The following is a 20,339-nucleotide window of genomic DNA, read 5'->3' on the forward strand; positions in this document are numbered from 1 at the left end:
TTACTTATCCTCTAAATGTTCATCTGGGCCAACTCCGGCCGTCTGCACCATCTCTTTCAGCTCATCAGCCAACGCACGGGTCGAGTTTAACAGCACTTTTCTGGCAGCCGGAGGGCACGAAAGGTAAAGCTGCCGCATATCGTTGGCGGCTTGCTCATCTTCTGGCAGGTCGAGATTCATCAGGGAATCCAAAGATAAATTCAAGACTTTGCAAAAAGCGCGCAGGACCTCAAAAGAAGGGTTCTTCACCCCTCTTTCGCAGCCTTGAACGTGCTTCAGAGAAACGTGGCTCAGATCTGCGAGTTCCTGCTGCGTCAGTCCTTTTTCCTTACGCGCTTTTTGTATCCTTCGTCCCAGCTCTTTTATCAGTTCCATAGGCACTATCGTCTCCTTGTTTATATTTTATCGTGCCCATTTCCTTGCAGGAAGAACCTTATAAAAGGTGTATTTGAGTACGATAGTACCTATTTTATTGTGCTTGCTGTACGCTTGACTCGCCCGCGGCTCTTATTGAAGCGGCAAGGCAAAAATATTTTTCAAAAAAATCGCATTACAGGCAGGACAAACTGCCTGTTTTTGTCATGGTTAGCAAGAAGGGGATTTTTCCTTCGCTGATCTTTGACAACTGAATACACGGCAGAACAGGTACATAACCCGCGTATGAGCGAGTGCAGGGCGCCGCGAAGATGGAGCAGCCAGGAGGTGATGGACAAGCTGTTTCGGAGCGATCAACGTCCCTGTGACCCGGATGGTGGCACATCCGGCGCGATGACTGCGCGGGGGCTTAAAGATACTTCCTCACGGCCCGCCAAAGACTTGGGGGGAACCCTGCGGCGCACGCTATGAACGACGCTGCGGAGTTATGACAGCCGCGCCAGCGGAGACCTGTTCTGTCCCCAGCGTCAGGGATGCGTGGCAAATGTGGCGTGATAACCAAATTGATTTCGCGGCGATTCCCCATCGGTGCATGAGCGCCGATGGGGGTTGCCTTTCAAAGTTAGATACCATGTGCTGGCAGTTTCGGCTGCCAGCGTATTCATGTAACTTTGAACACGACCACAAAGAAAGGAGTATCCCTATGAGCCAGTTGATGCAAGCCTGTTCACCAGCTACAACCGATGAATTGGTTGACATCCGTGAAGTTGCGGTAGATAAGGCACTACCCAAAGAGGAACGGATTGCAGCCTTTCTTCACCAAATCAAAAATCCATATCGCTTCCGCTGTGGCGATTTTGTGGTAAACGCTGCTTTTGCCAACAACGGGGTCACATTGGAGGAATGCCTGCAAGGAATTTTGAGATGACTGACATCCTCGATTTTTTCCAAAGACCATGTTACGATGGACTTGGAAAAGGATGAAAACTGAAAACCTCAAAAACCACTCTTTTCTTGCGGGAGCTTCCGGGAGGAAAGGAGTGCTTTTTCATGCCAAAATATCAGGCAACCTCTTACATTCGTCTGTCTTACACAGATGACCGCTCCAGCGAGAGCGACAGCGTTACCAATCAGCGAAAGCTGATTGAGAATTTTATTAAACGGAACCCGGACATTGAAATCATATCCGAAAAAATCGACGATGGTTACAGCGGTATCATTTTTGACCGTCCGGCGTTTAAGGAAATGATGCAGGATATTACCGATGGCAAGATCAACTGCGTCATAGTCAAAGACCTTTCCCGCCTGGGGCGGGAATACATCGAAACCGGGCGCTACCTGCGGCGGGTGTTTCCCGCTTATGGGGTTCGCTTTATTGCCATCACGGATAATATCGACACTGCCCATGAGAACAGCGGGGACGACTTGACCGTATCCGTTAAGAACATTATGAACGAAGCCTACTGCCGGGACATTTCCATCAAAACCCGTACCTCTTTGGATATAAAGCGGCGGAACGGAGATTTTGTTGGGGCTTTCCCTGTTTACGGCTATATGAAGTCAGAGGAAAACAAAAACCTGCTTGTACCAGACCCGTATGCGGCCCGTGTTGTCCAGGACATTTTCCGTATGCGTCTGGATGGGACAAGCGCACTGCGGATCGCCACTACCTTAAATGATATGGGCGTCCTGTCGCCACTGGCCTATAAGAAAAACAACGGTTTCCCTTATGCCAAACATGGATACACAGACAAAGAGGACTGTAAATGGTCTGCTACGACGGTTATCCGCATTTTGCAGGACGAAACCTATACTGGCACGCTGGTACAGGGAAAACAGGGTACGCCGCACTATAAAATCAAGCAGATGGAGCAGCGGCCATCCTCTGAATGGATTCGCGTTCCCGACGCTCATGAGGCGCTGATCCCCAAGCAGGATTTCGAGCTTGTTCAGCGTATCCGCAGACTGGATACCCGCACGTCACCAAAGAAAGACACTGTGTATTTGTTCTCCGGCATCTTAATCTGCGGCTGCTGCGGGGCGCGCATGACGCGGAAAACGAACCGGGTCAAGGGCAAGGAATACCACTATTATTACTGCCCCACCGGGAAAAAGCATGGCTGTGCCAATCCTGTGATGCTCAAGGAGAGCGATCTGGTGGAGTGCGTCAAAGACAGCCTGAAGGGGTACATAGACAATGTGACCTGCCTGCAAGCCATTCTGGACGGCATCGACCAGAGCAGCATCAACCAGGCGCTGGCGAATGAATACGCTTCCCACATCGCAGCCAATGAGCGGCAGTTGGCGCAGGCGTTGGAGTTTAAGGCCCGCCTTTACGAAAACCTGGTTACCGGCACAATCAACAAAGAAGAATACACCGATTATAAAGCCAAATACACAAGGGCTGCGGAAAATGCGAAAGAAGCGATCCGCACTCTGAAAGATAAGCTGTCCGATGTGTTGGAAAACCGAAGTGAGCGAAACCGTTGGATTTCTCATTTCACGCAGTTTTCCACGATGGAGACCCTGGACCGCAAAGCTGTGGTCCACATGATACAGAGTATCAAGGTGATTGGGAAAAAGGAACTGGAGATCACCTTCACATATCAGGATGAATATCAGAAAGCCATTCAGCTGATTCAGCTGGCGGAGCAGACAAGCCAAAGAAAGGTGGGATGATTTGTGGCAAGAAAAAGCAGAAAAGAAACCGTGGTGCTTCCTGCACCGGAGATAGATACAACTTGCCGTGCCGGAGTTTATGTGCGGCTTTCCGTTGAGGATAAGCATACCCGTACTGCCTCTATTGAAACCCAGCAGTTGATTATCGCCCGGTATCTGGAGCAGAACCCGGAAATCATCGTGGTTCAAACCTACATTGACAACGGTGCAACGGGTACGAATTTTCACCGGCCCGGCTTCCAGCAGATGCTCTCCGATATTGAAGCGGGCCTTATCAACTGTGTCATTGTCAAAGATCTTTCCCGCCTGGGGAGGAATGTCATCGACACTGGCTACTATATCGAGCGGTATTTTCCTGCACAGGGGGTTCGATTTATCGCTGTGAATGACCGCTATGATTCTTCCTCCCCGGATCATGCCCATGATGGCATCATCATTCCTCTGCGGAACATGATTAACGAAGCCTATGCGCTGGATATAGCGAAAAAGATCAAAGCGCAGCAGCGGCAGGCAATGAAAGATGGCAAGTACGTTGGCGGGCGTACACCCTATGGATATTTGAAAGCCCCCGATGATTGCCACCAGCTGATCGTTGACCCGGTGGCGGCTGAGGTGGTCAAAACTATGTTTCAGTGGGCCGCTGAAGGCGATGGCCTGAACACTATTGCGGTTCGATTAAACGAGGCCGGAGTCCTCGCCCCAAGTCACTATAAGAAAAGGCTGGGCGAGATTACCCATGAGAATTTGATTGGAAATGGGAATTGGCAGACGCGCACGGTTGCCAAAATTCTCCGGGCAGGCGTTTATGCCGGCGATCTTGTGCAGGGCGTTTCCAAGGTCATCGACCACAAACAGGTCAGGGCCAGCGCCGATGAATGGACGGTCGTTCGTGATACGCATGAGGCCATTGTGAGCAGAGAGCTGTTCGATGCTGTACAAAAAGTCTTAGACTGTGCCGCACAACAGGCCAAAGACAGGGAAATACATTCCTGGTCCCCCAATCTTTTGAGAGGGAAAATTTTCTGCGCCCACTGCGGACACAGCCTCCACCGGCAAAAATGCGTCCGCAAAAAGACGCCGGATGTATATGTCTACCATTGTATCAGCAATAACCGCATCAAAAAGGGTGCTTGCCCCGGCGTTTTCATTGATGAAATGAACCTGCTGGATGCGTTGGCGGATATATTGCAGGAACAGCTCGATACCACGCTGGGGCAATACTCCCTCAGCCCGGAAAATCTCTCCAAAGAAGCTAAGGAACAGAAAAGTATTCAGGATAAAATTGCCAGCCGGAAACAGGAAATCCAACAGCTGCGTACCTACCAGCGCGGATTGTATGAGGGTCTGATCCAGAACCATCTGTCACAAGACGAGTATTTTGCCTTAAAGGACAAGTACGAAGCCAAAATCGAGGCGGTCAGCAAGGAAATTGAGCAGCTGAAAGCAGGGCTTGCGATTATTGCCAGGCAGCTGGAACAGTATAAAATGCTGTCCCAGGATGCACAGCATATCAAGGAAGATCGCCATCTGACGGCAGCCCTGATTGACCGGCTGATTGAACGTGTGGAGGTTTCCAGGGAGAAACAGATTACAGTTCATTTCCGTTTTCAAAGCGAATTTGAGCATTGCGAGGAGGTGCTGAACCAATGCAGAAATATGTAATCGCCCTATATATCCGTCTTTCCCTGGAGGATTACAAATACGACAGCATGAGCATTGAGAACCAGCACCTTGTGCTGAACGAGTTCGTTTCTTCCATGCCGGAGTCCACTGACGCAGAGGTTCTGGAATTTATCGACAACGGATATAGCGGGACAAATTTTGAGCGTCCCAAAGTCCAGGAACTGATTGAACTGGTTCGGGCCAATCAGATTGACTGCATCATTGTCAAAGATTTTTCTCGATTTGGGCGAAACAGCATCGAAACCGGATACTTCATCGAGCGGGTGTTCCCATTGTTTCACACCCGGTTCATCTCCATCAATGACGATTTCGACAGCGATCAGCACAAAGGCGATACCGGCGGGATGGATGTGGCTTTCAAATATTTGATCAGCGAGTATTACAGCCGCGATATGTCCATGAAAACCAAAAGCGCCAAGTACGCCAAAATGCAGCGCGGAGAATATCAGAGTAAGATTTGCCCGTATGGGTATCGCAAAAGCGCCGATGGCAGAATGGAGCCAAACCCGGAAACTGCTGCGGTGGTACAGCTCATTTTCCAGCTTGCGGCAACCGGCATTGGGGCGGCAGCCATTACCAGGGAACTATTTAAGCGAGGCATCCCAACCCCAGGGGAATATAAAGCCACTCATGGACAGCAGTACCACGATGTCTCACGCTCTCGTGGCCGCTGGAGCAGTTCTACGGTTCTCCGCATCCTGGAGGACGAACGCTATATCGGTTCCTACGTCATTGGACGGCGGGCAGTCATTGAAGTGGGAGGTACACGGAGCCGCATGAAGGACCGTGACAAATGGTTCATTATTCCCGACCACCATCCGGCAATTATTGAGAAAGAGCTGTTTGAGAAGGTGCAGGCCGTGCAGCGCCGGTTTTCCTTACCGACCCGGAAAATCAGGGAGTATCCACTGAAAGGCAAGGTCTATTGTGGCTGCTGTGACCATGCACTTTCCCGCATTGCTCAAAAGAAGCCGTTTTATATGTGCCGTCATTCGACTGCCGACGTAAACAGCCGCTGCCATACTATACGAGCGGACGCTGCCGGGCTGGAAGAAGCGGTGCTTATCACATTGAAAAAACAGCTGGAAATCCTGCTGCCTGCACATGAGGACGGAACCCTTCACCTGGACGCCACCGCCGCTAAATGCTCCGAATATGAGAAACAGTTGGAAGATTTGAGGGATCAGAAGCAAGCTCTCTTTGAACGGTATCTCCTGGGGCAGATCGAGCTGGACACTTATAAATCGCGGAAAACAGATTATGACGCAGAAATACGGAAAGTCAAAAATGCCTATGCTGCTGTCACCGCCCAGGCAAAACTGAAGCGAGAAGAACAGGCCCGCCAAAGCAACCGGCAAGAGATCGTTCACTCGATTGCAGAAGCGGATGCGCTAACTTCCGAGCTGACCGATCTGCTGATTGAAAAGGTATATATATTCCCCGACAACCGCATTGAGATTGTTTACAAGGTCCATGACCGCTTTGAATAACAGACGAAACAAAAACAGAAACCCCAGGCTATCAAATCCACAATCTTGGTAGCTTGGGTTTTCTGCTTTTCAGAATTATATTTTTTTGTCGTGTGCTTGACATACGGGTGCCGCAAACCGTGTAGAGTAGTCTCTATCCCGTGTTGTTTACGGTATGTATCCCAGCGATCATACAGCGTATTAGGGTTAAGCCTTGTACCGTCTTCAGCAGGGAAGAGGTAAGGGGAGATAATATGTAAGCGTTTCAGCATGGCAGACTGGTCATCCAAGATCCTTAAAGCAATTTGAGACAGAGCAAAAGACCTTTCCGCATTTTGGTTCTTACCGCCAGTGACCTCACCAAATCTGTTTATAGACCGACTTACGTATAATATGTTGTTGTCCAGATCACTGCTGCATAGCCCACACAACTCACCTCTACGCAATGCAGTGACAGTAAGAAAGCGCCAGGCATGGATATAGAACGCTTCTACCTCTTGATTATGTATACGCACAGTGTCACATGAAAATAGTGTTTTGATATCTTGGGGTTGTAGGATCTTTTTAGGTTTTACCGGAGCATCTTTGGGGATGTCCAAAAATTCAGGACGGACGATGGGCACCCCTCGTTTAAAAGCATAGCGATAAAAAGCAGTTATAGATCCCCTTATATTCTTAATGGTCTTTTTGGCCAGCCCACTTACATAAGCATCTAGGAGGCAGTTTTGCCAATCTTGTAAAGTGATCGCAGCCACTCGTTTTTTAGCAAGCCGGGGGAGCAGCCATTTACGCCCATATAGCTCATGAGATTTGTAATTAGATAGGCTAGTGGTTAACTGCACTTCTGCGAGAAAGTCGCTCCATAAAGACCCAAACCGAATATTTTCGTCACAGCTGCCAACTTCAAGCCAATGGTCTGCTTTGCGCTCTGCTTCCACCTTGCCGCGGCGGCTGGGGTTAGAGCTATAAAAAGTACGGCGCTGGCCGTCCTTTTGTACCTTGATCTGCCAGCGCTGCTGCTTTTCCATCCACTGCGCATCATTTTTGCGTGTAGACATAATTGTACCTCCTATAAAATTATGCTATTATAAGAGGGTAGATTGTCCGCCAAGATTATCTACCCTTTGTTGGACTCGTCTGGTGTTGGTAGCGCCGGACGGGTCTTTTTTTATCTGGCTTGCAATTTGTCGATAAGGGCCTCTTGCAGCACCTGCGAAAAGTTCACACCACGCGCCGTGGCCTCCTCGTTAAGCCACTCAGGGATAGTCAAAGTCTTTTTGACTGCCCGTGAACTGGTGCGTTTTTTGTAAGCGGTCATGTCAAACTCTACAATTACCAGAAAGCCGTCATCCACGACCACTTTGCTTGGGTCGGAGGGTTGAGGGAAAGCCTCGCCCGCTGCCGCTCTCTCGGTCAAGCAAAGCCCCAAAGCATCGATCGCCATCTCGTATGCCTGCTCCATGTTGTCGCCCTCGGTCAGACATTCGGGCAGGTCAGGGAAAGACACCCAAAATCCACCCTCCTCCGCCTTATGAAACACAGCCGGATAAAATAGTTTGCTCATCTCTACACCTCCATACAGAGCTATTTTAGCCCTGCTTGTTTAAGTATCGCTTGCTCTAGCCCTTTTTTCATGGCCTTGTTGTGATTGGGTACTACTGTTTGTTTGCCGGTTACTCTGTTTTTCAAGATTATGTGGGAGCCTGCTTGTCTGGCAACTTCAAAGCTGTTGCTTTTTAGTAGCTTTACCATCTCGCGAGGTGTCATCGGCATATTGGTTTTCCTCCCTTATCTTGATTACATTATAACACGTATAAACACGTGCGTCAATAGAGGCGGTTTGAAATACGTATATAAAAATGTGAAAAGTTTTTGTTGCGTGTACAAGCGAAACATGGTATCATATAGGTGTAGGTTTGTTCTACCGGCAGGCCTACCATTTCGACGTGCCCGCCTCTTGCCTTTGTGTGAGGGGCGGGTTTTATTTTGCGCGATCTATATCTTTACCTCAAAGATAAGAGTATAGTAGACTTGTAGGTGGTTAACTCTACCTACATCTCCTCGGGCCAGTCAACGGATGCAGCTGTTGGCTGGTCTTTCTCTTTTTCCATCAAATCTAACATGTGATAATAATCAATGGCTTTCTCCATAAACGGCTGTGACACATTAAATAGTTCTGCTAAAAATAAAACAAAGCCCAAACATTAATCGTAATATAGAATTTAACCCGGGCATACTCACTCCTCCAATACCCAGATCATACCAATACTGGCCGTCTTATCTATTCGCACAACAGAGAGATATTAACAGAAAATATGACATTTTTTATAATGCGCATGTATGATTAAGCCCCCGGCCGTCCTTTCGGATGGTCGGGGACTATTTTAGGGTTTTCCCGCCTTTAAAAGCTCTTATCAAATGCGATTTTTTCACTATTATCAAACCAAATTGTCCCACAATATGAAAATCCATTTTTTTGTAAGATATGCTGCATTTTCTTATTATCAGCATCCGTATCTACTCTAAAAGAGGATATGCCTTTTTTCTTACTCATCTCCTCTACTAAGCGAAATGTAATACTGCTAATTCCTTTTCCTCTCGCATTATCAGTAAATGCCATACGATGTACAACAACATAGTTCTCCGAAGTGTTCCATTTGCCCTGCATATCCTTGTATGCAGGCTCACCGTCATAGTCCACACATAAATATCCTAAAATGTTCTCATCATCAACTACAAAAAATCCTTTTTCATATTCAATATCATTCTTAATACACTCATAATCTGGATAACCTGTCTGCCATTGGTCAATCCCTTGTTCTTTCAAATGTGTTTTTGCAGTATTGATAATATCCATCACAATCTGTATTTCTTCTAACTTTGCCAATCTAAGTGCCAACATTTTATTTCCTCCTCGTTTTAAATTTCGATTTGTCTGGTGATTTGATTATAGCATGGCTCCCTATACCTGTCCAAAAAACACATATCCGTCTGGACAGTTAGATCTTCCGAAAACCTTGTTACCACCCGTCTTATCTATTCGTACAACAGAGAGATACTGTGCTGAAATATGACATTTTTGATAATGCGCATGTATGATTGATTAAGCCCCCGACCGTCCTTTCGGATGGCCGGGGGCTTTTTTATTTGTGGCACGTGTAAATCAATTTATGGTATCGGATCTTAATTATATTTAATTTTTGCTATTGTAGGCCTTGTAGTCATTAGAGAGTTGAACCTCACCTGCAAGATCTAAGCTCATACCGATAGCCGCAATAACAACGCCAATGATGTACCCTATAATCTGTGCTGAAAAGCTTTTCACTAAAACCATTGTTGCAACGACAACGATAACTCCAAGTACCGCGAAAATCCCACCTGACAATATTAACTTGTAGCTGGTGGATTTTTCCTCTTTACACTTCTTCCTAAATTCCTTTTTTGTCATAAAAACGCCTCCTCAACGCATTTGAAAAATGATACCCTCAATACCTAAATCATATCAAACACTAACTACCATATCTATTCGCATAAAAGAGATATATTTCAATTGAAATATGGCGCTTTATATAAAGGCTTTTATATTTAAGTTACTGGGTCGCATATTATATCCTCATTTAAATGGGATTGTTTTTATTAAGAATAACTCCATGGGCTGAGCGTACTGAGGGAGATCAATGATGAGACCCCCGCAATCTTTGTAGCCTAGCTTTCGATAGAAGTGCTGGGCCGTTTCGTCAGCTTGTGTAGAAGTCAGTAGCATTCCATAACCCTGATCTTCCATATCATTTTCCTAATGTGTCATTAGCTGCTTTCCATATCCTTTACCTCGATAGCCCTCGGCGACTATGAGCATTGTGCAGAACGGGGTATTATCCCAAAATAAATTATACCTCAATAAGCCCACAGGATTGTCAGAGTCTAAAAGCACATAGCCCATTTTGGTACATATTTTATTCTGGAACTCTGTTTCTGGTAGATACCGATCGAGAGTATACCAAAACTGCTTATCCGTTTCTTTTAAATATCTAATTTCTATCATTTATATCTCCTCAATTGGATCCAACTAAATTTTTACACACTAACTTAATTATAACGGATTATGGCAGGATAATCTATGGACACAATGCCAGGTATAAAAGAGAAGGTTTGTAGAATTGACAGAACTTTAACTATTTTCACAGAAGTGCACTATAAGACGTTGAGTGTACATATATAAAGCATAAAATCTCCGTAAAGGAGGTTATTATGGAAATATTAGTCGAATTTTCAAGAAAAATGAAAACCTACAGAAAAGCAATTCACTGGACGCAAGAAAAAACAGCTTTTGAGTGCGAGATATCTTTGGAGCATTACAAAAGAATCGAGTTGGGCAAATCAAATCCAGGCCTTATAATAGCCGTGCGCATAGCTCGGATACTGGATATTGATCTAAACGCTCTTAAGTGTTTAGAAGATGAGCCTGAGGAGTAAATAAAAAGCCTCCATCTGTCATTTCAAATAGTTGGGAGTTTTTTGTTCACATTGCAGTAATATTTATTGAATACACTTTATGTGTACATATTTTCCGTAAGAAAGGAGATGAGCCCATGTCAACCGTTGAACAGCTATCTAGAATGCTTAGTGAGTACAGGAGTGCCCACAAATTAAGTCAGGAAGAGATGGCAAAATTATGCGGCATACCCGTAGAGTATTATCGGAGGGTAGAAATGCCCAGTAAAATCTAAAGTGGGATAGTCTCTAGTTGCTGTCTAACTAGAGACTATTTTACTGGTGCGAAGTATAAGCGCACAGAGAATGCCTATTATGTTCGCACCTGTGTTTTATCTCTTTTGCCGAGAAGATCTACTGTATGAGCAATGGATATGTTGACATCTGACAGCAATATAGCTACAATAAATACAAGCAATCTCCTATCTTTTGGTAGTGATTGCCGTCACCACCCACCCGGGTGGTGTGGATTGAAATCTGGTTTGAGTGGTGGGAAAAGGGTAACTATCGTGGTCACCACCCACCCGGGTGGTGTGGATTGAAATCTGGTTTGAGTGGTGGGAAAAGGGTAACTATCGTGGTCACCACCCACCCGGGTGGTGTGGATTGAAATAGGATATCGGCATATCTGGCTATAGCTGTATCGTCGTCACCACCCACCCGGGTGGTGTGGATTGAAATACCATCCGTTTGCAAAACCATTACAGCGCCCCATGTCACCACCCACCCGGGTGGTGTGGATTGAAATATAGCACCCTCGACCACGGAAATAACAGCGTTAAGTCACCACCCACCCGGGTGGTGTGGATTGAAATGATAACGATAGTATTTTCGGTGTCACCCTCCCAGTCACCACCCACCCGGGTGGTGTGGATTGAAATAACAAGGACCAGGCCCTCATCCGCAGCTTATCGGCGTCACCACCCACCCGGGTGGTGTGGATTGAAATACTCACTCACTGACGCTTAAGGTGGGCAGCACCAGTCACCACCCACCCGGGTGGTGTGGATTGAAATATCACAAATTTGGGTATGTACAACGAGGGTCGTCGTCACCACCCACCCGGGTGGTGTGGATTGAAATATCGAAGAAAGATGCTGCCGCATCGGTATCGGCCGTCACCACCCACCCGGGTGGTATGGATTGAAATTGGGAGAACTCCGAGAAGATGCTGTACACTTCGCGTCGCCATCCACACGGGTGGTGTAGGTAAAACCGGAAATTAAGAATAACCCTGGCTATACTTAGTCAGGGTTATTCTTATACTTATCATGCGGGCTTAATATCTGAAAATCAATAATGTTAGAGAGGATTATCCATGCGCAAAGTGATCGTGCCCGCTGTCGTCCGCTATGATACTGAGAGTAACATGGCCTCGATAAAATAACCCACTTTACTGCCAAAATAGCGATTTTAGATAGCTAAACAGGAAAACAGAAAATGTTAATATTTCGCGTAGATAAGCCGTTTTTTTAAGTTTCTACGTAAGTGGAAAACCAGGTGTTTTGAGTTCAAGTCCGGTCAGCGGCACCAACAAGGACCGCATGGATAAGCCATCCATGTGATTCTTGTTAAAGAGGTCTAGATATGGGTGGAGTGGGCCAGGTGGCAAAATTGGCGGACTTTGCCGATATCTTTGTGCAGAAGTTTGCCGCTTGCATTTTTTACACTGGTCTTGGTGAGCGAGTCGACGCCGAAGGGGTGTACGGTGTGGATGGCGTTAACGACGTTGTCAGGACCCAAGCCGCCGGCCAGGATGACCGGGATGTCGACTGCATCGACGATCTTTTTGCTGATGCTCCAGTCGTGGGGAACGCCCACAGCGCCGATGCCGCCATTTTGGGCGTTGGGAGAGACTGAATCGAGCAGCAGATAATCAGCGTATTTTTGCCGCTGTAGCGCTTCGTCGTAGGCCTCGGGGCCCGACATGCCGATGGCCTGCATGATCTTGGCGCCGGGCAGAGCAGCCTCGAGTTTCGCCTGGAAGGCGGCGCTGGACTTAAAACTGCTGCTGAGATGGACGATATCGGGCTGTGCGGTGCGCGCATAGTGGAGGATATTTTCTTCCCGGTCTGAGGCGGGGATCATGACCCGGGTGGCTTTGCCGGCCAGCGCGCGGAAGATATCGGCGGCAGTCTCCAGAGGGACCGCACAGGGGCAGCCGCGGCCCGCGTCCTCTACCAGGACACCGATGTAGTCGACGCCGGCCTCGACGCACTGCAGGGCCTCCTCTACCGAGATGATCGAATAAATTTGTGTGATCATGAACAGCACCCCTTTCTTGTTGCATTGTTGCGGTAAAGTGGCGGTTTAATGACAAAATATTGAGCTTTGGGAGCGGGTAGAGGTAAAAATAAGTGGAAAATACAGCTGTTTTGACCCAATATCTACCTGTATTATAGAGCGAGTGTGGTGATATTTCAATGTTTAAGGCCCTATACAGACAAAATGAAGCGGCGGTACGGATAGAAAAATTGAGGGACGTAAATGTTACGAAATTGTAAATTCGGCCCTTTTTGGGGGAATTGGCGGTACGATTTGCCTTTTTTGACTGCGTTGACATAATGGGAGCACCTGACTGCTGATTTTAGAAATGGAAATATTTTGATAAACAGGGGGACAAAGGACCCGCCGCTGCGGTATAATGAGAGCGACCCAAAAAGAAGTGGACCGGGTGACCGGACCAGCAGACCAAAAAGGAGAGAGAAGATCTATGAGCCCATCCAAGGTGTATTACACAGACTTTCATGCTACGCTGGAGGAAAATCTGCTGCAGAAACTGGCCCGGTTGGTGAGAGCGGCGGGAATGGAACAGATCGACTTTAAAAATAAGTTTACCGCTATCAAAATACATTTTGGCGAGCCGGGCAACTTGGCGTACCTGCGCCCCAACTATGCCAAAGTGATCGCCGACATCGTGAAAGAACAGGGGGGACGGGTATTTTTGACCGATTGTAACACCCTGTATATCGGCCGCCGCAAAAATGCGCTGGACCATCTGGACGCCGCCTATGAAAACGGCTATAACCCGTTTGCCACCGGTTGCCAGGTGATTATTGGCGACGGGCTGAAGGGGACCGATGAACAGCTGGTACCCATTGACGGTGAGTATGTAAAAGAGGCCAAGATCGGCCGCGGCGTGATGGATGCGGATATCCTCATTTCGCTGACCCATTTTAAGGTGCATGAGTGTACCGGTATCGGCGGAGCACTTAAAAATATCGGTATGGGTTGTGGCTCGCGGGCAGGCAAGATGGAGATGCACTCCGCCGGCAAGCCCTATGTGGAGACGGAGCAGTGTATCAGCTGCGGCGCCTGCCGCAAAAACTGCGCCCACGACGCGATCTCGTTTGTGGAGAAAAAGGCGTGTATAGACCATGATAAATGCGTGGGCTGTGGCCGCTGTATAGGCGTGTGCCCGGTGGACGCTGTTCAGCCGGCCCAGGATGAGGCCTTTGACGTGCTGAACAAAAAGATATCGGAGTACACGCTGGCGGTCATTGGCGACAAGCCCAGCTTTCATATCAGTCTGGTGGCGGACGTATCTCCCTACTGTGACTGCCATGCGGAAAACGATATGCCCATCGTGCCGGATGTGGGGATGTTCGCCAGCTTTGACCCGGTGGCACTGGATACGGCCTGCGCCGATATGGTAAATGCCCAGCAGCCGCTGCCGGACAGCCTGCTTGACAAAGTACCCCACACCGGCGACTATTTTGCCGATATCCACCCCACCACCAACTGGCGCAGCGGCGTGGAGCACGCTGAAAAATTGGGGTTGGGCAGCAGTGCTTATGAGCTGGTAAAGATCTAGCACTGCCCGGGTGATAGCCGGTGGGGCGTGTTCCCACCACGACCGGTATCTGTGTAAAAGGCGCCGACGGCAGTGTTTGCAGTAGTGGGAAAGTATACACAACAAATTGATATGCATGCTGACAATAAGATGTGAGATAAAAACGAGTGAAAGCTGGACTTTTCGCTCGTTTTTATTTTTTTAGATCTATTGGCTATTGCGGTAATGTTTAGTAGATCCTGGAAGATTCGGGATGACCGGTCAACTATGGCGACAGAAATTTAATCATGACAGCGCCCGTAGATCCTTCTTTTTTACATGACTTAGGTGGGTATGCATGACTGCTTACATAGTTGCAGCATCTCTTTCAGTTACCAGTTCTTTGCGTTCGGGAATAGAGTTTTGGATTTGATATAAAATGTGTTTGATCTCTTGGGCACGCTGTAAATCAGTTGGATCATACGCAAGTGCTCTTATTGTGTTTACATCGGACGGTATACCGGCTCCTTTCTTTTTTAGGCGGATGATCAGTCGACCAGTCTATCTGTACATTTTCTATCATTCATCTATAAGAGTACGTTTGCATTAGCTCATGTTCCATAACGACCAACACGAAAACGCCGCTAATAAGCGGCTCATAACAGTCGACCAGTGGTATTTGACCCGAAGGGCGGGCGAGCACCGACGAGTTGTGGGGCGCGTGCGCCAGAGGGGCTGGTGGAGATACCGGAGGAGCTGAGCACTGGGAGCAGTTGGACCTATGAAGAGAAATGCCTGGAGGAACTGAAATAGAGAACAGGGAAACGGAGGACGCTGTAGAGAAAACAGATTAGAAAAGACAGCTGCCGCAGTCATGGGTATGTGAGCCGCACAGACCCGGATTTAGGCCAGATACAGCGCCCGGGCAAGCCGCAAGGACCGCATTGTCTACGACGAGGTGCAGGACCTATACCGCTGTTCCAATGGGAAGGCGCTGCGTGTGGGGACCTGTACCGCAAATGCCGGCGGCGTAGACCGGAAATATTAGGGCGGAGCGGGCGGACTGCCGGAGCTGTCCCTTTTAGGCCAAATGCCTAGGTGAACATGACAAGCGCGGGGCGAGGAAACTGTTCGGTATCTATTTTTGCCTTGTTGTTCGGCGGGACCTGACATGGCAGAACGAGCAGAACTATCTGGACGCCCTATTTGAGAGACAGATTTGGTGTAACGGTGCCTTTATCGCCCAGAAAGGGGGACACAGTGGAAACGTATATTTTGCGGTGAAGTTTGGAGGCAGCGGAGAACCACTGACTCCTCTTGGCGACAGCGCTGAACCTCAAACGGATGGTAAAGTATATGTGTTGCGCCTAAGGGCGTCTTTTTTCTTGTTTGACGTTGTACGGACATAATTTTGCACGTTGTCAACAGCTCCAAGTTGGCCCGAAGTCCGGGGGTGGGGGAGACTCACCGACAGGTGTTTTGCAGGGCTGACCAAAACGGACCAGACGCAAAAAGTGGCTGACAACATACACAGCTTGCCACTTTGCGAAAGTCGTGAAGCGCACAGAAAAGGAGAGGGATCTATTTGACCTTTTTGACTTCCGGAATACAGCTTTTTTTGCGTGTATTGACGGCTTTAAAAAGAAACGTCATAATGAAAACAAATGTTGCGCAACTTAAGTTGCTAAAGGAGATTACAGGATGCCACCAAAACCGATTATTAGCAGACAAGATATTATAAACGCAGCGATGCAATTGGTGCGGGAGGATGGGATGGATGGTGTCAATGCCCGTAGTTTAGCGAGCGCGCTTACCTGCTCTACAAAACCGCTCTTTCGTATTTACAAAAATATGGAAGAACTCAAAAGCGATATCCTTACACAACTTGACGCCTATTACAATGCTTTTATGGAGTGTAGGATAACTGAAAATAATCGATTATTAAGTCAGGGGATCGCGTATATCGAATTTGCACGAACTGAGAAAATGATCTTTCATACGCTGTTTATGAATAGGAACATGGAGGGGTCATCGCTGCGGGATATCGTTTGTGCAGAGTGGAATAGAAGGTCGATAGAAAATGCTCGGGCAATAACCGGGTTACCCATAGAGAAGGCCGAAATGCTCTTTATCAATATTTGGCTATATGCACATGGAATCGCTACTCAGATCGTGTCTAATGGTATAGATATTTCCTTTGATACCGTAAGGGAATTGCTGGATCATGCGTTTAAGCAGTTTTCGATCGATCTATCAGAATGAAAAATGAGGTTGAGTAAAGATGCTGGAAAGCAAAACTAGAACAAAAGAAGAAACCAAAAGGTATATGTATGAGCTTAGAGATTGGCTGAAACAGGAACGGAATACACCAATAGAAGAAATGACAGATTTCTTTTCTAAGCGAATGGATATTTATGAGAAGGTCCATCTTGAACACTGGGAAAAAGAATATGCCCATATTGCTGACTATTTTGATGGAGCGTTACACGCTTTGTTGGATATTGGTTGCGGCACGGGATTAGAGCTTGAGGCGATTTATCAGCGATTTCCCAAAGCCAGGGTGACCGGGATCGATCTGTCGGAGGATATGTTGAAAAAATTACAAGCTAAGTATAGGGACAAGGACATTGAATTGATCTTATCCGATTACTTTGAATATCCATTTGGAAGAGAACGATACGACGCGGCCCTGTCTTTTGAAACGCTCCATCACTTTAAATATGAAAAGAAACAAAAAATTTACGACAAGCTCTTTCAGGCGATCAAGCAAGGCGGGTATTATATCGAATGTGATTATATTGCCTGCTCGGATGAAGAAGAAACGCTTTGCCTTGAACAGTGTGCGTATAAACGCAGAGTAAACAACATACCTGATGATGTTTTTATACATATCGATATCCCGTTGACGCTCGAACATCAAATAGAACTGATGGAAAATGCCGGATTCAACGACATAAAGGTACTTTATGAAAACTGTGGGACCATGATAATCAAGGCTAAAAAATAGTATTAGAAATTTTGCTATTGAAAAGCCTTGAACGGTGAAAACGATCGCCAATAAAGGTTTTTCCCGCCGATTAGGACACGCATAACAACATTGTGCCTATATAGTACCCCAAATTCCTGTGGCGATATAAAAAGATATAGGCAGATATAAGGGAAACCAGACTATGTAAGGGCGATGGTAGCGAATGCTTTTGACCTCTTGTCTGGCATATCAGCAGGGACAGGTGTACTTGTCGGCGGCTCATTTATGCGCTGTTCATGTTAAACGTTGACGGGGGCGGCTGCCGAAAGGCTTTGACGGGAGTATGCTTCAAGCTACACCACCCGTGTGGGTGGTGACTACGCTCCTGTAAAGTCATATCGCCCGCATAGTTATTTCAATCCACACCACCCGTGTGGGTGGTGACCGGTTGCATCATGACAAGAGCATACAGCATCACGATTTCAATCCACACCACCCGTGTGGGTGGTGACCCCGGCACAATGGCGGAGATAGTCGAGATCACAAGATTTCAATCCACACCACCCGTGTGGGTGGTGACCAAGACCGAGGCGGGCACCGCAGATATGCCGTTCAACATTTCAATCCACACCACCCGTGTGGGTGGTGACACTCTTGCCGCTGCCCGGTGTACCACTATACAGCCATTTCAATCCACACCACCCGTGTGGGTGGTGACCATGGGCGCCGGCGGCGAGCAAGCGCCGACAGAAATTTCAATCCACACCACCCGTGTGGGTGGTGACCCGTGCAACAGCTCAAAGACTACGCCGCCGAAAAGGATTTCAATCCACACCACCCGTGTGGGTGGTGACTAACCCCCGCGTATACGGCGACCCGGAACGGCTCAATTTCAATCCACACCACCCGTGTGGGTGGTGACCGCGCAGCGTGATCTATTGATGATCTTGTCAGATATTTCAATCCACACCACCCGTGTGGGTGGTGACCGCGTAAAAAGCACTGAAACGGCCCGCCAATATATATTTCAATCCACACCACCCGTGTGGGTGGTGACATAGTCGATCAATCACAAATCCAAAATCATTTTTATTTCAATCCACACCACCCGTGTGGGTGGTGACCGGTGTAGACATAGGCTTTATCATCGTCAACATATTTCAATCCACACCACCCGTGTGGGTGGTGACGACACCAATAGTCAAAATGACGGTACAGTACGAGTATTTCAATCCACACCACCCGTGTGGGTGGTGACTGCAATCACTACCAAAAAATAGGTAGTTGCTTATATTTATTGTAGCTATATTGCTGTCTGGTGTCAACATATCCATTGCTCATACAGCAGATCTTCACGCCAGAAGAGATAGAATACCGGTGCGAACATAGCAGGTATTCTCTGCGTGCTTATACTTCGCACCAGCACAATAGTAGCCATCACTTAGGTTGAGGGCTATTGCACCTTACTCGCCAGGCTCGTCCTCGGAATACCTGAGAGCATTCAGATCCATATCCAAGTACCGGGCTATGCGGCTATGTGCACAGCTGTTATCAGGACTGGATTTGACTTGCCCAACTCAATCTTTTGTAACGCTCTAATGATATTTCGCACTCAAAATATGAGGTTTGAAAAACAGCCCGCTCTACAAGAGTTTGACTGTTTGAACAATGCGATTGATGAGCTTTATCACGAAATATGCGTGCTGCAGGGACTATTCGACAGTGCGAATGCTATTTTGCAAGCCATTTTGGCACTTGGTAACGGCTGTACTCAAACAGAAATTTACAAGTACACACTTTTGAATAAGCAGCTTGTAGATGCATCTGTAAAAAGACTTGATCAAGAGGGAGTGATCGTATTTTAAAGCAGGTGCTGGGCGAGAATTAAAAATCTATTTGACAGCGAAAGGCAAAGCGCTGGTTCGGGGAAAAATATTACCTATGAAATAAGCGGAAAACAAAGCCTTTGAGGAAATGACAGAAAAGGAACATCAGAAGATATTGCGTTTGATGGAAAAAATCTAACATCTTTCCGCAGTAGAATGAAAGATCTATAGGGGAAATACTGATGACACATAAAATAATCAGCACGATCGGGTTAGGCATTTTAGGTGTTGACCCATTTACAGCGGTCTACCTTTTGTCTATGGGGCTGCGGCAGGAAAAAAGTCGAATATTACGCTGTTCTTCCTCTCCTATGCGGGATTTAGCATTTTTATCGGTGCTATACTCTCCTCTATTTTTGGTGCGGCGGCGGTGGATATTCTCAAAAGCATGGTACCCGGGGACAATAGCCCAGTTTGGGCGGTTTTGGAGTTTGTAGTATCTGTTTTTATTCTGGTGTGGGTGCTGCGAAGGCTTTTTAGTGCTCGCAAGAAAAAAGGGGAGAAGGAGAAGAAAGCCGTTGATGGGCGTTGGATCAAGTACCTAAGTACTGGCTTTGCGTTTGCGATCTCTTGTTTTACTGACCCCACTTACTATGCTGTTATCCTCATGGGCGGCGAAACAGAAAATTTTCTGACCGCAACGCTGCTCCTGACGATTTGGTTTGTAGTCAGCCAGTTTATGGCGCTGATCGTCTATGCTGCCAACGGTCTGAATCTTTTGGACAAGCTGGTTGCATGGGTGGATAAACTGAAAGCGAAAAATAGAAAGCCTATCACCTATACCTTTTATGCCGTATTCGTAATCATTGCTGTTGTGTTGCTGATGGATATAGGATCTTATTTGTTTGACGGCAGATACCTGTTTTAATTGCTTTTTTGTGTTTTTAGTGTTCTGCCCGTGATGTGAGACAGAGGACAGTTGTTGCGCTTTTTCTCCTTTAGTTACCAAAGGGCTCATACGGATCTATTCTAGAGGTAGAAAATAAGGCAAAAGGGGTTGGGTACTTCCCAACACC

18 protein-coding genes and 2 CRISPR repeat arrays are annotated in these 20,339 nt (G+C 47.2%); of the genes, 10 read left to right on the forward strand and 8 right to left on the reverse strand.

Annotated elements, in window-relative coordinates; all coding sequences use genetic code 11:
• A complete protein-coding gene (locus C6Y32_RS04930; protein WP_084730578.1) occupies window positions 1-375 on the reverse strand; it encodes a helix-turn-helix domain-containing protein in 375 nt (124 codons plus the stop codon).
• 703 nt (window positions 376-1,078) lie between these two features.
• Here C6Y32_RS04930 and C6Y32_RS04940 point away from each other — a divergent pair.
• From C6Y32_RS04940 to C6Y32_RS04955, 4 genes are all read left to right on the forward strand, one after another.
• Window positions 1,079-1,303, forward strand: coding sequence for a DUF6870 family protein (locus C6Y32_RS04940; RefSeq protein WP_176927043.1), 225 nt, complete (start codon window positions 1,079-1,081; stop codon window positions 1,301-1,303).
• Between the two features lie 122 nt (window positions 1,304-1,425).
• The gene (locus tag C6Y32_RS04945; protein ID WP_105204242.1) at window positions 1,426-3,054 is read left to right on the forward strand and encodes a recombinase family protein; all 1,629 of its coding nucleotides are present in this window, start codon (window positions 1,426-1,428) and stop codon (window positions 3,052-3,054) included.
• Window positions 3,055-3,057: 3 nt separating this feature from the next.
• Window positions 3,058-4,716 (forward strand): recombinase family protein, encoded by a 1,659-nt coding sequence (locus C6Y32_RS04950; RefSeq protein ID WP_105204243.1) that lies wholly within the window; start codon window positions 3,058-3,060, stop codon window positions 4,714-4,716.
• Window positions 4,701-6,227, forward strand: coding sequence for a recombinase family protein (locus C6Y32_RS04955; RefSeq protein ID WP_105204244.1), 1,527 nt, complete (start codon window positions 4,701-4,703; stop codon window positions 6,225-6,227). The genes C6Y32_RS04950 and C6Y32_RS04955 overlap by 16 nt, the downstream gene beginning before the upstream one ends.
• On the opposite strand, the gene C6Y32_RS04960 is transcribed toward C6Y32_RS04955, so the two are convergent.
• The 6 genes from C6Y32_RS04960 to C6Y32_RS15725 form a co-directional block, all read right to left on the reverse strand.
• Window positions 6,200-7,264 carry a tyrosine-type recombinase/integrase gene (locus C6Y32_RS04960; RefSeq protein WP_105204245.1) on the reverse strand — a complete coding sequence of 355 codons (1,065 nt, stop codon included), beginning with the start codon at window positions 7,262-7,264 and terminating at the stop codon, window positions 6,200-6,202. The two genes, C6Y32_RS04955 and C6Y32_RS04960, sit on opposite strands and share 28 nt — an antisense overlap.
• Before the next feature lie 110 nt (window positions 7,265-7,374).
• On the reverse strand, window positions 7,375-7,770 hold the full coding sequence (locus tag C6Y32_RS04965; RefSeq protein ID WP_105204246.1) for a type II toxin-antitoxin system HicB family antitoxin: 396 nt from the start codon (window positions 7,768-7,770) through the stop codon (window positions 7,375-7,377).
• 20 nt (window positions 7,771-7,790) lie between these two features.
• Window positions 7,791-7,979 (reverse strand): type II toxin-antitoxin system HicA family toxin, encoded by a 189-nt coding sequence (locus tag C6Y32_RS04970; RefSeq protein ID WP_105204247.1) that lies wholly within the window; start codon window positions 7,977-7,979, stop codon window positions 7,791-7,793.
• Window positions 7,980-8,607: 628 nt separating this feature from the next.
• Window positions 8,608-9,108, reverse strand: a complete 501-nt coding sequence (locus C6Y32_RS04975) for a GNAT family N-acetyltransferase (RefSeq protein ID WP_105204248.1) — start codon at window positions 9,106-9,108, stop codon at window positions 8,608-8,610.
• A 291-nt stretch (window positions 9,109-9,399) separates the two neighbouring features.
• Window positions 9,400-9,654: a hypothetical protein gene (locus C6Y32_RS04980; RefSeq protein WP_105204249.1), complete on the reverse strand. Its 255-nt coding sequence runs from the start codon at window positions 9,652-9,654 to the stop codon at window positions 9,400-9,402.
• A 345-nt stretch (window positions 9,655-9,999) separates the two neighbouring features.
• Entirely contained in the window at window positions 10,000-10,248 is a 249-nt protein-coding gene (locus tag C6Y32_RS15725; RefSeq protein WP_279386203.1) for a GNAT family N-acetyltransferase, read from the reverse strand.
• Window positions 10,249-10,454: 206 nt separating this feature from the next.
• On the opposite strand from C6Y32_RS15725, the gene C6Y32_RS04990 reads away from it, so the two are divergent.
• On the forward strand, window positions 10,455-10,679 hold the full coding sequence (locus tag C6Y32_RS04990) for a helix-turn-helix domain-containing protein (protein ID WP_105204250.1): 225 nt from the start codon (window positions 10,455-10,457) through the stop codon (window positions 10,677-10,679).
• Window positions 10,680-11,141: 462 nt separating this feature from the next.
• Window positions 11,142-11,848: direct repeats of the CRISPR family, unit length 34 nt; unit sequence GTCACCACCCACCCGGGTGGTGTGGATTGAAATA.
• 430 nt (window positions 11,849-12,278) lie between these two features.
• Here the strand turns inward: C6Y32_RS04990 and C6Y32_RS04995 are convergent.
• Complete coding sequence (locus C6Y32_RS04995) at window positions 12,279-12,962, reverse strand: phosphoribosylanthranilate isomerase (protein ID WP_105204251.1); 684 nt, start codon at window positions 12,960-12,962, stop codon at window positions 12,279-12,281.
• Window positions 12,963-13,410: 448 nt separating this feature from the next.
• On the opposite strand from C6Y32_RS04995, the gene C6Y32_RS05000 reads away from it, so the two are divergent.
• From C6Y32_RS05000 to C6Y32_RS05020, 5 genes are all read left to right on the forward strand, one after another.
• On the forward strand, window positions 13,411-14,511 hold the full coding sequence (locus C6Y32_RS05000; RefSeq protein WP_105204252.1) for a DUF362 domain-containing protein: 1,101 nt from the start codon (window positions 13,411-13,413) through the stop codon (window positions 14,509-14,511).
• 1,659 nt (window positions 14,512-16,170) lie between these two features.
• The gene (locus C6Y32_RS05005) at window positions 16,171-16,731 is read left to right on the forward strand and encodes a TetR/AcrR family transcriptional regulator (RefSeq protein WP_105204253.1); all 561 of its coding nucleotides are present in this window, start codon (window positions 16,171-16,173) and stop codon (window positions 16,729-16,731) included.
• Between the two features lie 19 nt (window positions 16,732-16,750).
• Window positions 16,751-17,476, forward strand: coding sequence for a class I SAM-dependent methyltransferase (locus tag C6Y32_RS05010; protein ID WP_105204254.1), 726 nt, complete (start codon window positions 16,751-16,753; stop codon window positions 17,474-17,476).
• 306 nt (window positions 17,477-17,782) lie between these two features.
• A CRISPR array of direct repeats spans window positions 17,783-18,695; the repeat unit is 33 nt; unit sequence ATTTCAATCCACACCACCCGTGTGGGTGGTGAC.
• Between the two features lie 403 nt (window positions 18,696-19,098).
• Complete coding sequence (locus tag C6Y32_RS15505) at window positions 19,099-19,302, forward strand: MarR family transcriptional regulator (RefSeq protein WP_207204807.1); 204 nt, start codon at window positions 19,099-19,101, stop codon at window positions 19,300-19,302.
• Window positions 19,303-19,693: 391 nt separating this feature from the next.
• Window positions 19,694-20,191 (forward strand): hypothetical protein, encoded by a 498-nt coding sequence (locus C6Y32_RS05020; protein ID WP_207204808.1) that lies wholly within the window; start codon window positions 19,694-19,696, stop codon window positions 20,189-20,191.
• Window positions 20,192-20,339 lie beyond the last annotated feature (148 nt).

It is taken from the genome of Neobittarella massiliensis (ex Bilen et al. 2018), assembly GCF_900289145.1.
Classification (GTDB): domain Bacteria; phylum Bacillota; class Clostridia; order Oscillospirales; family Ruminococcaceae; genus Neobittarella; species Neobittarella massiliensis.